This window comes from Nocardia jinanensis (genome assembly GCF_014645735.1).
Lineage (GTDB): Bacteria > Actinomycetota > Actinomycetes > Mycobacteriales > Mycobacteriaceae > Nocardia > Nocardia jinanensis.
In genome coordinates this window covers 272,030-284,900 of record NZ_BMMH01000009.1, presented here as the reverse complement: position 1 = coordinate 284,900, position 12,871 = coordinate 272,030, and the positions used below count along the sequence as shown (strand labels likewise).

17 protein-coding genes and 1 pseudogene are annotated in these 12,871 nt (G+C 68.3%); 9 read left to right on the top strand and 9 right to left on the bottom strand.

All coding sequences use genetic code 11. The annotated features are described in order from the left end of the window. Nucleotides 1–87 (bottom strand): annotated as a pseudogene (locus IEY68_RS22055) (NAD(P) transhydrogenase subunit alpha); the annotation flags it as partial. Continuing rightward, a complete protein-coding gene (locus tag IEY68_RS22050) occupies nt 87–1,202 on the bottom strand; it encodes a Re/Si-specific NAD(P)(+) transhydrogenase subunit alpha (RefSeq protein ID WP_062998676.1) in 1,116 nt (371 codons plus the stop codon). The pseudogene IEY68_RS22055 and the gene IEY68_RS22050, both read right to left, overlap by 1 nt. 325 nt (nt 1,203–1,527) lie before the next feature. Between IEY68_RS22050 and IEY68_RS22045 the strand changes: the two genes are divergently transcribed. From IEY68_RS22045 to IEY68_RS22035, 3 genes are all read left to right on the top strand, one after another. Beyond that, nucleotides 1,528–1,983: an HIT family protein gene (locus IEY68_RS22045; RefSeq protein ID WP_062998678.1), complete on the top strand. Its 456-nt coding sequence runs from the start codon at nt 1,528–1,530 to the stop codon at nt 1,981–1,983. An 86-nt stretch (nt 1,984–2,069) separates the two neighbouring features. Continuing rightward, nucleotides 2,070–2,906, top strand: coding sequence for a maleylpyruvate isomerase family mycothiol-dependent enzyme (locus IEY68_RS22040; RefSeq protein WP_062998680.1), 837 nt, complete (start codon nt 2,070–2,072; stop codon nt 2,904–2,906). A gap of 1 nt (nt 2,907) precedes the next feature. Next, nucleotides 2,908–3,549, top strand: a complete 642-nt coding sequence (locus tag IEY68_RS22035) for a Type 1 glutamine amidotransferase-like domain-containing protein (RefSeq protein ID WP_062998682.1) — start codon at nt 2,908–2,910, stop codon at nt 3,547–3,549. A gap of 14 nt (nt 3,550–3,563) precedes the next feature. Here IEY68_RS22035 and IEY68_RS22030 read toward each other — a convergent pair whose 3' ends face one another. Continuing rightward, on the bottom strand, nt 3,564–4,010 hold the full coding sequence (locus IEY68_RS22030; RefSeq protein WP_062998824.1) for a GtrA family protein: 447 nt from the start codon (nt 4,008–4,010) through the stop codon (nt 3,564–3,566). Nucleotides 4,011–4,170: 160 nt separating this feature from the next. Between IEY68_RS22030 and IEY68_RS22025 the strand changes: the two genes are divergently transcribed. The 3 genes from IEY68_RS22025 (at nt 4,171) to IEY68_RS22015 (ending at nt 6,986) form a co-directional block, all read left to right on the top strand. Continuing rightward, nucleotides 4,171–5,235 carry an NAD(P)/FAD-dependent oxidoreductase gene (locus IEY68_RS22025; RefSeq protein WP_229718919.1) on the top strand — a complete coding sequence of 355 codons (1,065 nt, stop codon included), beginning with the start codon at nt 4,171–4,173 and terminating at the stop codon, nt 5,233–5,235. 64 nt (nt 5,236–5,299) lie between these two features. Next, nucleotides 5,300–6,658, top strand: a complete 1,359-nt coding sequence (locus tag IEY68_RS22020) for an FAD-binding oxidoreductase (RefSeq protein ID WP_062998684.1) — start codon at nt 5,300–5,302, stop codon at nt 6,656–6,658. A gap of 40 nt (nt 6,659–6,698) precedes the next feature. Further along, nucleotides 6,699–6,986: a GNAT family N-acetyltransferase gene (locus IEY68_RS22015; protein WP_062998828.1), complete on the top strand. Its 288-nt coding sequence runs from the start codon at nt 6,699–6,701 to the stop codon at nt 6,984–6,986. A gap of 77 nt (nt 6,987–7,063) precedes the next feature. On the opposite strand, the gene cutA is transcribed toward IEY68_RS22015, so the two are convergent. Further along, the gene (cutA, locus tag IEY68_RS22010) at nt 7,064–7,390 is read right to left on the bottom strand and encodes a divalent-cation tolerance protein CutA (RefSeq protein WP_062998686.1); all 327 of its coding nucleotides are present in this window, start codon (nt 7,388–7,390) and stop codon (nt 7,064–7,066) included. Between the two features lie 271 nt (nt 7,391–7,661). Next, on the bottom strand, nt 7,662–8,315 hold the full coding sequence (locus tag IEY68_RS22005) for a hypothetical protein (RefSeq protein WP_062998830.1): 654 nt from the start codon (nt 8,313–8,315) through the stop codon (nt 7,662–7,664). Nucleotides 8,316–8,426: 111 nt separating this feature from the next. On the opposite strand from IEY68_RS22005, the gene IEY68_RS22000 reads away from it, so the two are divergent. Beyond that, entirely contained in the window at nt 8,427–8,864 is a 438-nt protein-coding gene (locus IEY68_RS22000) for a hypothetical protein (protein WP_062998690.1), read from the top strand. A 19-nt stretch (nt 8,865–8,883) separates the two neighbouring features. Here the strand turns inward: IEY68_RS22000 and IEY68_RS21995 are convergent, their stop codons facing one another. Beyond that, the gene (locus IEY68_RS21995) at nt 8,884–9,306 is read right to left on the bottom strand and encodes a VOC family protein (protein ID WP_062998691.1); all 423 of its coding nucleotides are present in this window, start codon (nt 9,304–9,306) and stop codon (nt 8,884–8,886) included. Nucleotides 9,307–9,397: 91 nt separating this feature from the next. On the opposite strand from IEY68_RS21995, the gene IEY68_RS21990 reads away from it, so the two are divergent. Continuing rightward, nucleotides 9,398–9,997: a TetR/AcrR family transcriptional regulator gene (locus IEY68_RS21990; protein ID WP_062998693.1), complete on the top strand. Its 600-nt coding sequence runs from the start codon at nt 9,398–9,400 to the stop codon at nt 9,995–9,997. Nucleotides 9,998–10,110: 113 nt separating this feature from the next. On the opposite strand, the gene IEY68_RS21985 is transcribed toward IEY68_RS21990, so the two are convergent. Both IEY68_RS21985 and IEY68_RS21980 read right to left on the bottom strand, forming a co-directional pair. Continuing rightward, nucleotides 10,111–10,470 carry a hypothetical protein gene (locus IEY68_RS21985; RefSeq protein WP_229718912.1) on the bottom strand — a complete coding sequence of 120 codons (360 nt, stop codon included), beginning with the start codon at nt 10,468–10,470 and terminating at the stop codon, nt 10,111–10,113. Between the two features lie 280 nt (nt 10,471–10,750). Beyond that, nucleotides 10,751–11,110, bottom strand: a complete 360-nt coding sequence (locus IEY68_RS21980; protein ID WP_062998832.1) for a MerR family transcriptional regulator — start codon at nt 11,108–11,110, stop codon at nt 10,751–10,753. Nucleotides 11,111–11,222: 112 nt separating this feature from the next. On the opposite strand from IEY68_RS21980, the gene IEY68_RS21975 reads away from it, so the two are divergent. Continuing rightward, nucleotides 11,223–12,296 (top strand): alkene reductase, encoded by a 1,074-nt coding sequence (locus tag IEY68_RS21975; RefSeq protein WP_062998695.1) that lies wholly within the window; start codon nt 11,223–11,225, stop codon nt 12,294–12,296. 98 nt (nt 12,297–12,394) lie between these two features. Here IEY68_RS21975 and IEY68_RS21970 read toward each other — a convergent pair whose 3' ends face one another. After that, nucleotides 12,395–12,871, bottom strand: a complete 477-nt coding sequence (locus IEY68_RS21970) for a winged helix-turn-helix transcriptional regulator (RefSeq protein ID WP_062998697.1) — start codon at nt 12,869–12,871, stop codon at nt 12,395–12,397.

Here is a 12,871-nt window from a genome sequence, read left to right as displayed (position 1 = left end):
GGTGTTGGGAACCTTGGAGATCACCGCGAAACCCACGAAACCGGACAGCACCAGAATCGCGATATTCGCCAGCAGCTCGGTGTACATCATTGCGCCTTCGTTGTCGGTTCGGCGTCACGGGTGACGCAGGAATCGGCCAGCACCTGATCGGAGAAATCCGGTTTCAGTTCGCCCTCGGCGAGCATCAGTTCCAGCAGCGCGGCGATGTTCTTCGAGTACAGCTCGCTGGCGTGCTCGGGCATCGTCGCGGGCAGGTTCAGCGGCGAGCAGATCGTCACATCGTGCTTGACCACGTTCTGGCCGGGTTCGGTGAGTTCACAGTTACCGCCGGTCTCCCCGGCGAGGTCGACGATGACGCTGCCCGGTTTCATACCGGCCACCGCATCGGCGGTAACCAGTCGCGGCGCCGGGCGGCCGGGCACCAGAGCGGTCGTGATCACCACGTCGAAACCCTTGATGGCGTCCTCGAGGGCCTGCTGCTGTTTGTCCTTCTCCTCGTCGGTGAGTTCGCGGGCGTAGCCGCCCTCACCGGCGGCGTCGATCCCGAGATCGAGCCACTGGGCACCCACCGAACGCACCTGGTCGGCGACCTCGGGCCGGACGTCGTAACCGGTGGTCCGGCCGCCGAGACGTTTCGCGGTGGCCAGCGCCTGCAACCCGGCCACGCCGACGCCGAGCACCAGCACGGTCGCCGGTTTCACCGTTCCGGCCGCGGTCGTGAGCATGGGGAAGAAGCGGGTCGATTCCGACGCCGCCAGCAGTACTGCCTTGTACCCGGCCACATTCGCCTGCGAGGACAGCGCGTCCATCACCTGGGCGCGCGAGATTCGCGGAATGGACTCCACCGCGAACGCCTGCACGCCGGCCTTCTTCAGCGCGTCGATCTGGTTGTCGGCGTTGCGCGGGGCGAGGAATCCGATGAGCGTCTGCCCGGAAGTCAGTTTGCCCACCTCGGCGTCGCTGGGCGGGGCCACCTTGACGACCACCTCGGCCGACCAGGGATTTCCGATCGTCGCACCGGCTTCCTCGTAGGCGGTATCGGGAATGAGCGCGCCAGATCCGGCCCCGGCCTCGACCACGACCTCCACACCCTGTTTCACCAGCGTGGGAATGATCTTCGGAACCAAGGCGACCCGCCGCTCGCCCGCGGCGGATTCGCGAACGACACCGACACGCGCCCCGCGCGGCGACGAATCGCTCACGGTCGGTGTTTCTTCCCCCCCTGCTCCCACCCGTGTCGTCTCCACTTGTCTGCTTCCCTCTCCTACTGTTTCGGCCGCCGATCAACGGCGCCGGGCGGAGGTGTCCTGGGACACCACCGCCCGAAATCCTGGCAACCGTACATCGGCCGCAGTGAGATTAGCTGAGATGCCCGTCACATTCCGAGGCGGCGGGCGGTTATCTTCGCATCGGTAAATCCTGATCACGGGATAGATCCGCAGAACCATGCCCGCGAGTTTGAAAAGTTTGCCAAGCCGAACGGCCGACAGCGGGACCGACTCGCCCTTACGCCGTAGAGTGCGGCGGGTGAGCGACTGCGTTTTCTGCCGGATCGTGGCCGGCGCCGCACCGGCCCACCGGGTCTACGAGGACGACACCGTGACCGCCTTCCTCGATATCCGGCCGATCACCCGTGGGCACACCCTGGTGATCCCGAAGCGGCATGCCACCGATCTGTCCGAACTGGATGCCGAAACCGGGGTGGATCTGTTCCGCGTCGGCCATCGCATCGCCCGGGCGGTACAGGGTCCCGGTTTCGCCGCCGACGGCGCGAACCTGTTGGTCAACGACGGCAAAGCCGCGTTCCAGACGGTCGCGCACGTCCACCTGCACGTGATCCCCCGCAGCCACGGCGACAAATTCCGGTTCGCGACCGGACTCGTCCTGCGCCGCTCGCGCGAACCGGAACGCGTCGCCGCCGCACTACGCGCGGATCTGGCCGCCCTGGACCCCCGGACCGGGTCCGCGGACGACACCGCCTGATCCGATCACCGTTCGCACGAATCGCATGCACCCGCCCTCGCTTCGGCCTCCGCGGATCGCATGTACCGGCTCAGAAGGAGGAGCAAGTGACCGATACTCTCGACCGAACCGAGCTCACCGCGCGATTGTCCGAGCAGTTCGACGCGCTGGCCGAACTCGTCACCGGCCTCGACGAGAACCGGTGGCGCACACCCTCACCGCTGCCGGGGTGGACCGTGTTCGATGTGCTGAGCCATGTGATCGGTACCGAATCGATGTTGCTCGGCGACAAACCCCCGGCACGTGATCGGCAGGCCCCCGATGTCGAGGTGAAGACTCTGCCACACGTGCGCAACGAGATCGGCGCCTTCAACGAGATCTGGGTGCAGCGATTGCGACTCCGCCCGGGCACAGAACTACTCGGCCTCTACCGCGCGGTGATCGACCGTCGCCGCGCGGCACTCGCCGCCATGGACGACGCGGCATGGTCCGCGCCGACTCCGTCGCCGGTGGGCGAAGTGCCCTACGCGCGGTTCATGCGAGTCCGGTTGTTCGACTGCTGGATGCACGAACTCGATATCGCCGACGCCCTCGGTGAGCGGGTCGACGAGGGGGGCGCCCGGGGTGAACTCGCCTTCGCCGAATTCGCGAAGTCACTGCCCCGCGTTATCGCCAAACGCGGTGCGGCACCGGCCGGATCGCTGATCACCCTGGCACTCACCGGACCGCTCGCGCGCACTCTGCACATCGAGGTCGGCGATCGCGCCCGCTATGTGGACGCGCCCGGTGCGGAACCCACCGTGACAGTGGAATCGGACTCCGGTCTGCTGATCCGGCTCGGTGGCGGCCGGGTGGACGCCGAATCGGCACTGGACCGGATCACCTTCCGCGGAGACGCGGAACTGGGCCGGCGGATTGTCCGCAATCTCGCCTTCACCATCTGAGATGCGGTTGTTCCTGGCGAGCTACCGGTTCGGCGCGCACTACGACGTCTTCGCGGCGATGACCGGCGCACCGGGCCCGATCGCGGTGATCGCCAATGCCTGCGACTCCTGGCCGCGGGCTCGCGATGCCGCGCTGACCAGCGAGCTGGTGCCGTTGCGCGAACTCGGCTTCCGCCCGGAGGAGGTGGATCTACGCGAGTATGACGGCCGCCCGGCGGAACTGGGTGATCGGCTGGCGCGGTTCCCGGTGGTCTGGGTACGCGGGGGCAATACCTTCGTCCTGCGTGCCCAGTTCGCCCGCAGTGGCGCCGACCGGATACTCCCGGAACTGCTGGAAGCCGACGCCCTGGTGTACGCGGGCTACAGTGCGGGCGCCTGTGTTCTGAGCCCGGACCTGCACGGCCTGGAGACCTCCGACGATCCGGGCGAAGTACAGCCGGCCTGCGGTATCGATCCGGTCTGGGCGGGCCTCGGTGTGATCGATCGCCCGATAGTTCCGCATCTGGATTCGCCCACCGACCCCGAGGGCACGGGTAACGCGCTCGCGAATCGGCTCGCCGCGGCGGGCACGCCGCACTGGGCACTCACCGACGCCGATGTGGTGGTCCGCGACGGGAAGGAAACCCGCTTGTACACCGGCTGATCCGGTCGTAGACGTCAGCGACGCCGGAAGACGATCCAGCGCATGGCCGAGTACATGTACACCGCCTCGCAGACCCCGGCCAGCAGGCGCGACACGTGGTACTGCACGCCGAGCGCGGCCAGCCCGGCCCCCACACCCAGGATGAAGGCCAGATAGTTGATCAGGACGACCACCGCGTAGACCACCGCCTGGCGGCCGGCCGGCGCGTGGGAGCGGAAGTTCAGCCGCCTGTTGAGATAGAACGCCAGCGCGAAGGCGCAGCTGTAGCCGACCGATACCGACAACCAGCCCGGCAGGCCGAGTCCGCTGCGCAGGACGGTGAGGATCAGCAGGTCGACGCCGAAGGTGAAACCGTTGATCAGCGCGAAACCGAGGAAGGTGGGGGCGACGATCCGGCTCAGACCCCAGGGCAGCCGCGCGACCACCGCCGCGCACCATCGGGCGAACCGGATCTCCCACATATCAGCGTTCGTCGCCAGGTCCTGCACGGTGTCAGCGTCGCAGGATCAGGTGACGGGCAGGTGAGCGCGCGGCAAACCCACAGTTCGGACGTGGTTCCCCGGCTGGACAGCGAAGCTTCGCGACTCCTATTTTTTGTTGATTCAGCAAATTTGTTTGCCAATTCGATCGGAGGTGCGGATAGTCGGCGCGGAGGAGGTGGTCACGGTGACCGAGCAACTGGAGAACGATTACGACGTGGTGGTGGCAGGTGGTGGGGCGGCCGGTCTGAACGGGGCGCTCATGCTGGCTCGCTCGCGGCGCACGGTGGTGGTGATCGACGCGGGCGAGCCGCGCAACGCGCCCGCCGCGGGCGTGCACGGGCTGCTGGGGCGCGACGGGATGCCGCCGGCGGAACTCTTGGAGACCGGCCGCGCAGAGGTACGCCGCTACGGCGGTCAGGTGGTGTCCGGGGAGATCACCGCCGCCACCCGGGACGGTGACGGTTTCGCAGTCACCCTGGCCGACGGGCGGACGGTCCGGGCCCGGCGGCTGCTGGTGACGACCGGGCTCACCGACGAACTGCCCGATATCCCCGGACTGCGGGAACGCTGGGGCCGCGACGTGGTGCACTGCCCGTACTGCCACGGATGGGAGGTGCGGGACCGGGCGATCGCCGTGCTGAGCCGCGGGCCGATATCCGTGCACCAGGTGCAGTTGTTCCGGCAACTGAGCGACGACGTCGTGTACTTCACCCACGACCAGCCCGATCCCACCCCGGAAGCCGCCGAACGTCTCGCCGCCCGCGGCGTGCGGGTGGTGCCGGGCAAGGTGACCGGGATCGAGATCACCGACGACCGGATCAGCGGTATCCAGCTCGCCGACGGCACCGTTGTCGCCAGGGAGGTCGTCGCCGTGGGTACGCATATGGTGGCCCGCTCCGGGTTCCTGGAAGGGCTGGGACTGGCGGCCGTCGAGCATCCCGGCGGATTCGGCCGCTACATCCCCAGCGATGCCACCGGCCGCACCGAGGTGCCGGGGGTCTGGGCCGCGGGCAACGTCACCGATCTCTCCGCGCAGGTCGGGCCGGCCGCCGCCGCGGGCGCCACGGCCGGTGCGCATATCAACGCCGATCTGGTGGAGGAGGAATTCGATACCGCGGTCGCCGCGCGACGTGATGGTTTCACCGCCGCCGAGGAGGCGGAACTCGCGGAATCGGTGAACGGTTCGCGGGGACACGGCCTGTGAGGTCCCGGGGTCCCGTCCGGGCGGACGGGACCCCAACTCGGCCGGAAGCGGTTAGCGTTGGGGCGTGGACCTGCGTGAACTGATCGATCTCCTACCCACCGGCGCGGTACTCACCTACCCCGATGTCCTCGCCGGATACCGGCAGGACTGGGCCAAGGATCCGGCCGCTGGGACACCGCTGGCCGTGGTCCGCGCGACCGGAACCGCCGATGTATCCACCACCCTGCGCTGGGCCGACGAGCACCGGGTCCCGGTGGTGCCGCGCGGCGCGGGCTCCGGACTCTCCGGTGGGGCGACCGCGGTGGACGGCGGGATCGTCCTGAGCACCGAGCGGATGCGCGGTATCAGCATCGACCCGGTCACCCGGACCGCCGTAGCCGGGCCCGGGTTGCTCAACGCCGAGGTGAAACGGGCGGTCGCCGAACACGGGCTCTGGTATCCCCCGGATCCCTCGTCGTTCGAGATGTGCTCGATCGGCGGTAACGCCGCCACCAACGCAGGCGGCCTGTGCTGTGTGAAATACGGCGTGACCACCGACTACGTACTCGGGATGGAAGTCGTGCTGGCCGACGGCACCGCGGTCCGGCTGGGCGGTCCCCGGCTGAAGGATTCGGCCGGGCTGTCGCTGACCAAGATGTTCGTCGGCAGCGAGGGCACCCTCGGCGTCATCACCGAACTCACGCTGCGGCTGCTACCCGCGCAGCCCGTGCAGAGCACCGTGGTCGCCTCGTTCGCGACCCTCACCGCCGCCACCGAGGCGATTCTGGCCGTCACCGGCGCGCTGCGCCCGGCCATGCTGGAGTTCATGGACACCGTCGCCATCAACGCCGTGGAGGACGAGTTGCGGATGGGCTTGGACCGCGACGCCGCCGCGCTGCTGGTCGCCCGGTCCGACGCACCCGGGGACCATGCCGCGCAGGAGGCCCGGATCATGCTGGAGGCCTGCCGCGCCGCCGGGGCCACCGAGGCATTCCACACCGCCGACCCGGAAGAAGGGGAAGCCTTCACCGCCGCCCGCCGCTACGCGATCCCCGCGGTCGAACGGCTCGGTCCGCTGCTGCTCGAAGACGTCGGAGTACCGCTCCCCCGCCTCGGCGATCTGGTCACCGGCATCGCCGGGATCGCCCGGCGCAACGACGTCACCGTCTCGGTGATCGCGCACGCCGGGGACGGCAACACCCACCCGCTGATCGTGCACGACCCCGCCGACCCCGACGAGACCGAGCGCGCGCACCGCGCCTTCGGCGAGATCATGGAACTGGCCATCGCCCTAGGCGGCACCATCACCGGTGAACACGGTGTGGGCCGTCTCAAGAAAGCGTGGCTGCCGAATCAGCTGGGGCCCGAGGTCATGGACCTGACCAGGCGGATCAAGGATGCCCTGGACCCGCACGGCATCCTCAACCCCGGCGCCATCCTCTGATACCGGAACAAACCGCACCCGGCCCATGGTTCCACCGAAGGTGAGTACCGAACTCCGGCACAACGCCGACGACACCCGCTTCGAGATCTACCTCGACCGAACCCTCGCGGGCTATGCCGACTACGCGGAGACGGAGTCGCCGAAGGTCCGCAACTTCCACCACACCATCACCTTCCCGGAGTTCCGGGGGCGGGGTGTGGCCGCGCAGGTGGTGAAGTACGCGCTCGACGAGACCCGCACCGCCGGCTTCGAGGTCGCGGCCACGTGCTGGTACGTCGACGACTACATCGGTGCTCATCCGGAATACGCGGACCTGGTCCACCGCTGAGCTCGACCGCACGCCGGGCCGGGTTCGCCGGTGAGGGGTTGCACGGGCCGCGGCGCCGGGCGGGCGATCTACCGCGATCAGCCGACGGTCTCGTCCAGGATCCACTGCCCGTAGGCGGGGTTCACATCCGCCACCGGTACCGCGACGACCTGCGGAACCTCATCGGGGTGCTCGGCATTGGCCCGTTCGACGATCGCGGGCACCAGCGACGCCCGGGTGTGCAGTACGACAACGGCCTCGGACGCGTCCTCCACCGCACCCTCCCACCGGTAGATGGACCGCACATCCGGGAAGATGTTCCCGCATGCCGCCAGCCGATCCGTGACGAGCCGGTGGGTGAACTCCGCCAGCCATTCCTCGTCGGGTCCGCTGACGGTCACATCCACAAGATCGTTATCGCTCACGGACTATATGATCCACGAGGTCGGCGGGGTGCGCCGAGTCGGCCAGCGACCGGCTCACCGTGCTCGGGAATCCTGTCCGGGGTATCGGCCGGTTGTCGCGGCGCCCGACCGGCGCTCGCAAGTGGCGACCGGGTCGTACCGGACCGGCGAGATGTTCACCGGAGTGGTCGCGGTTTCCGCCCCGTTCGCCGTCGAGATCGATCTCGGCCGGATCTGATCCCGCGCCCGGGGACGCCGCGCCGACGTATGAGACATCGGCCCGCCCGGTAGTTCACAGGCCGAAGGCACCCGCCACATGATCGGTCACTTCCTCGACCGTCAGCGATCCGTCGATATCGACTACCGGCAGCCCCAGCCCGCGCGTCTGCGCACGTAGGCGGTCGGTGAACATCTCGTCGCGCCGCAGCAGGTTTCGCCGCGCACGGTCCGGGTCGCTCGTCCGGCGCGGGATCGCCCAGCCACGGTCAGCGAAAACAGTCCGGCGGAATCGCGGTGCGGGCAGAAGCCAGATCGCCCTGGCCGGGTCGGCGAGCAGGGGCGCCACCAGGTCCGGCAGCAGGCGGAACCCCTCCACGACCGTGCGCTCGGATATCCCCAGCAGATCGTCGACGATCGCACCGAAGCCCTCGCCCCGGAACCAGTGGAACGTCTCGAGCATCTCCGCCGGAGACCGGTTCACCCAGCGCTCGTCCATGCTCATACTCATGAACTCGAAAAGACGCGGCGCGGCGCCGGGAGTACTCCGCCGCGCGTGGTCGGTCATGGCGTCGTCGGTCGAATACACCCGCAAACCGTGCCGGGCCGCGATACGCGCCGTGACCGCCGATTTCCCGGCCCCGCTCCCTCCACCGATCCAGTAGACGTGCCGCAGCCGCCCCCGGAGTTCGACCAGGTCGCCGAGCTGCGCACAGGCACCGGACATCATTCGGTCCATTGTCCGCCCATCCGAGAACACCGGTACACCGAACTACACCGTATGCCTCAGCCAGCTGGTTCTGACTGTGATTGCCGGACCGAGCCCTGGATCCACCTCGGGATGCTCGTCGCCAAGTCCACATCCGGCCTGTACCGCTGCCCGGAAACGCTGCATTGCCTGCACGGCGCGGCCGTGGTGAGCGGCCGGGTGGCCGAGCACTGGCGCAATGTGCCCGGGGAATGCCCCTGGGTCGGAATGAAAGTCACCGATTGCGTCGTCTGCCCGCTGGGGCACCGGCCCTGGATCAGCTCACGTCAGCTGCGCAGCCCCCTCTTCCGGAACCGGGCCGGTTCGATCACCACCATCGCCTGCCCCGGTCTGTGCCCGGTGCGCAATGTGACGATCGTGGACGGGCGCGTCGGCGAACACCTGCGCGACAGCCGCACCGTGTGCGCGTGGTCCGGTACGCGGATCGTTTCGCGGGATTTCCCGCCGCCCCTGCTCTTCCGGCGGACCGAAACCACCGGCCCGCACCCGGGAAGCGGTGACTCGAGCTAGCCGTTATCGCTCGGTCAGGTCAGGAGCCGGTGGCGAACTGCTCGACGTATTCACCGGTGGGCGGTATCTCGGTGATGACATCGATCAGCACCCCACTGGGATCGGCGACGATGAAATGCCGCTGCCCGAAATCCTCCGAGCGAATATCGAGTTCGGCCGGCAGCCCACCCCGGACGACCAGGCGTTCCCATTCGGCATCGACATCCTCGACCTCGAGATTCAGCAGCAAACCCTGGACCGGTTTGCGGTAGCTCTCGGGAATCGTCGGATGGGCGGGGTCGAGCAGGGCCAGTTCGTAGTGCCGCTCACCGGCCCGCCGCCGCAGGCTCACGTACCAGTCCGCCTCGAAGGTGATCTCGAAAGCGAACCAGCGGGTGTAGAAGTCGCGCGTCTGCGCGATCCGGGTGGTGCCGATGACCGGGTAGAAGCTGCTGATCTCCACGGGTGCCCCATTTCGCGTCCATGTTCACATACCGATGGTATGTGAACTACGCTAGGTCGCATACCGTCGGTATGTCAATGGGAGGTCGAGAATGGCCGCTTCGCTCCGCGTCCAGCAGCGGGAACAGACACGGCGTGCGCTGCTGCACGAGAGCAGAGATCTGTTCGCAACGAAAGGCTATGCCGCCGTGAGTATTTCCGAGATCTCAGCGGCCACGGGTGTCACCAAGGGCGCGCTCTACCACAACTTCGAGAGCAAACGCGCGCTGTTCCGCGCCGTGCTCGAGGATGTGCAGTCCGAGGTCGGCGACCGGGTCGCCGCCGCCGCGGATGCCCGGACCGACCCATGGGACCAGCTCGTCACCGGCTGCGAAACCTTCCTGACCGCCTGCACCACCCCGGAGATACAGCGCATCATGCTGATCGACGGCCCCGCGGTCCTCGGCTGGCAGGAATGGCGGGCCATGGACGAATCCGCCGCCGCCCGCCACCTCGCCGAAGCCCTCACCTCGCTGATGGACGACGGAGTCGTCCCAGCTCAACCCGTAGCCCCGCTCACCCATCTGCTGTCCGGCGCCATGAACGAGGCCGCGCTCTGGCTCGCCTCCTCTCCTGACCCCGACGCCCTTTCCGACACCCTCGCTTCATTGCGCCGCCTCCTCACGGCCGTTCGCACCGATCCGGGTCGATGAGGTCCGATACACCGGTCCTCGCCGCCCGGAAGTCCCTGCCGCCCAGGAACATCGCTGTCGTTCGAACTGTGCCGTCTCCCACCCACCGGGTCGTCGCCGACGCGCACAGCCGGTCACCGCGAACCGTCCTGGTCGGCCTCGATCTCGTGCACGGCCCGGGCGATGGCGCGGAAATCCTTGCGCAGGATGGCACCGTGGTTGCTCGTGACCTTGGCGCTGATCCGGATGTTCGGGTTGCCGGTGATCACCGCGTCGAGGCCGGTGCGGATCCGTTCCTGCTCCTCACCGCGACTACCGAAGGACGTGCCCGAAGCGACCACGTACCGCGCCGGGACGGCGATGCTGTGCAATACGGGACCCAGCTCGCTTTCGCGGGAGAGCCAGCCGACCTCGATATTGCTCTCGGCCTGCTGTTCGGCACTCATTCGCGGGGCCAGGCCGGTCGGGCGCAACAGCGGCAGGAACCAGCCCATCCGTTTGACAGCTTGCGGATTCGCTGCTCCATGGCCTCGTCGAGCCAGTCGTAGGGAAACGCGCCGTCGACCATGACCGCGCCCAGCGTACGGTCGGTATTCCGGGCCGCCCAGTGGGCCGCGACCAGAGCCCCCCAGGACCAATCGACCAGCTCAATCGGGCCCGCCGCCCGGCCCCGCCCGGATGGACGCCGGTCGGCGCGGTTCGACGAGAAGCCGGATGATGCGCGGCAACACGTTCCGCCGTGTGTTGCGACGGGAGACGGTGCGGCCGCGACCCCTACAGGCGTGCGTGGTGTGCCCGGTTCAGGGCCATGAGCTGGTCGAGCGCGTCGCGAGTCCGGATCAGTTCGTCGATATGCGCGGATAGCCGGTCACGTTCCTGCTCCATTCGTTCCAGCGCGGCATCGGAGGTCTCCTCGCTCGGAGATTCGACACACGGCAGCAATTCGGCGACGGTCCGGCTGGACAGTCCCGCGGCGTACATCCGCTGGATGAACTCGACCCGTTCGGCCCCGTCGGCCGTATAGTGCCGCTGCCCGCTGGCACTGCGGGTACTGGTGAGCAGCCCCTGCTCCTCGTAATAGCGCAGGGACCGGATGCTGACCCCCGTACGTTCCGCCAACTCGCCGATTCGCATCGCAACCTCCCGCGTGACTCGCACCACAGACCTTGCCTCTCACATGGATGTCAGGTTTTACGGTAGCCGATGTGTCCGAGCCGGGGCGCACCCGATCTGAAGGAGACCACAGGTGACCAGCCTTTTCGACAGCTACCGACTGGGCCGTCTGGCACTGCCCAACCGTGTGGTGATGGCCCCCATGTCCCGGGTCCGAGCCGCCGTCGGTGGCCGGGCCACATCCGCGATGGCGACCTACTACGCACAGCGAGCGACAGCCGGCCTGATCGTGAGCGAAGGGGTGCAACCGAACACGGTCGGCCAGTCCAATCCGGGGACCCCCGGGCTGTACACCGACGAACACGTCGACTCCTGGCGTCCGGTGACCGCCGCTGTGCACGCCAACGGCGGGCGCATCTTCGCGCAGATCATGCACGGCGGCCGGGTCTCCCATCCCGACACCACCGGATTGCAACCGGTCGCTCCTTCGGCTGTACCCGCCGTCGGCGATGTCTTCGCCCCCACCGGCCTCCTCCCCGCCCCGATGCCGCGCGCCCTGGACACCGCCGAGATCCCCGGGCAGGCCGAAGCGTATGCCGAAGCGGCGCGCCGCGCAGTCGATGCCGGTTTCGACGGCGTGGAACTGCACGGCGCCAACGGCTATCTGATCTCGCAGTTCCTCTCCTCGAACGCCAATCTGCGCACGGACCGCTACGGCGGCTCGGTCCGCAACCGGATCCGATTCGCCGCCGAAGCGGTTTCCGCGACTGTCGCGGCGATCGGCGGCGCCCGGACCGGTATCCGTCTGTCTCCCGGCGGCGGGTTCTGGGGCGTCACGGAAACCGATACCGCCGAGCTGTATTCCGCGCTGCTGAACGAGCTGGCCGGCCTAGATCTCGCCTACATCCATCTGGAGGCCACCATCGACGACGAGGTACTCCTCGATCTCCGCCGCGCGTGGCCGGGCACCCTCATCATGAATCCGGTTCATCCGTCGGGTCCGAAGCCGGCCGGCCCGGCCGACGCCGAACGCTGGCTCGGCCTGGGCGCCGACCTCGTCAGTTTCGGCCGCGCCTTCCTCGCCAACCCCGACCTAGTCGAGCGACTGCGCAACGGACTTCCGATCGAGTCCGCCGACGAGGACACCTATTTCCAGGGCGGTGACCGGGGCTACCTGACCTACCCGGCATACCGGTACACGGCCTGATTCCGGACGCGGCGACCGGTGAGCCATCGACATCGACATCGGCGCCGGTCGCCGACGAGCCGGGAATCCGCACCGCGCTTGCGCTCCGGACGTCCCGGTCACGACGCGGGTGTACGCGATTGCGGCCGGACGAGTCCCTGATCACTGTTCGCGCCCACGCCGGCCGTACGCGCGCCGGCACGCACCGAGCGCGCGGTGGTGATATCGCCGATATGGTCCACGGCCCAATCGGCCAGCGCCGAGAGCGGGACCAGCAGCGATTCACCAAGGGGTGTGAGCCCGTATTCCACGGCCGGCGGAACCGTCGGATACACCACGCGATCGATGAGCCCGTCGTCCTCGAGCGCGCGCAGGGTCCGGGTCAGCATGCGCTGGCTGATGCCCTCGATCGAACGGTGCAATTCGTTGTAGCGGTAGCGGCGTCCGGCCAGCAGCGCGATCACCAGCAGGCTCCATTTGTCGCCGATCCGACTCATCAGCCCCGACACCGGGCAGACCTCGTGCTCGGCCACCGGCACCGGCGTGGGGAGTTCGGCGGCGGCGATGGAGGGCACATCCGTGTGCGTACTGGACAT

Excerpts from the sequence above, each read along its gene's own strand:
- IEY68_RS21990 (WP_062998693.1), top strand. The coding sequence starts at position 9,398 with ATGGCCGCTTCGCTCCGCGTCCAGCAGCGGGAACAGACACGGCGTGCG.
- IEY68_RS21980 (WP_062998832.1), bottom strand. The coding sequence starts at position 11,110 with ATGCGAATCGGCGAGTTGGCGGAACGTACGGGGGTCAGCATCCGGTCC.
- IEY68_RS22005 (WP_062998830.1), bottom strand. The coding sequence starts at position 8,315 with ATGATGTCCGGTGCCTGTGCGCAGCTCGGCGACCTGGTCGAACTCCGG.
- IEY68_RS21985 (WP_229718912.1), bottom strand. The coding sequence starts at position 10,470 with ATGGGCTGGTTCCTGCCGCTGTTGCGCCCGACCGGCCTGGCCCCGCGA.
- IEY68_RS22035 (WP_062998682.1), top strand. The coding sequence starts at position 2,908 with ATGCGGTTGTTCCTGGCGAGCTACCGGTTCGGCGCGCACTACGACGTC.
- IEY68_RS21970 (WP_062998697.1), bottom strand. The coding sequence starts at position 12,871 with ATGTCCAGTACGCACACGGATGTGCCCTCCATCGCCGCCGCCGAACTC.
- IEY68_RS22030 (WP_062998824.1), bottom strand. The coding sequence starts at position 4,010 with ATGTGGGAGATCCGGTTCGCCCGATGGTGCGCGGCGGTGGTCGCGCGG.
- IEY68_RS22000 (WP_062998690.1), top strand. The coding sequence starts at position 8,427 with ATGCTCGTCGCCAAGTCCACATCCGGCCTGTACCGCTGCCCGGAAACG.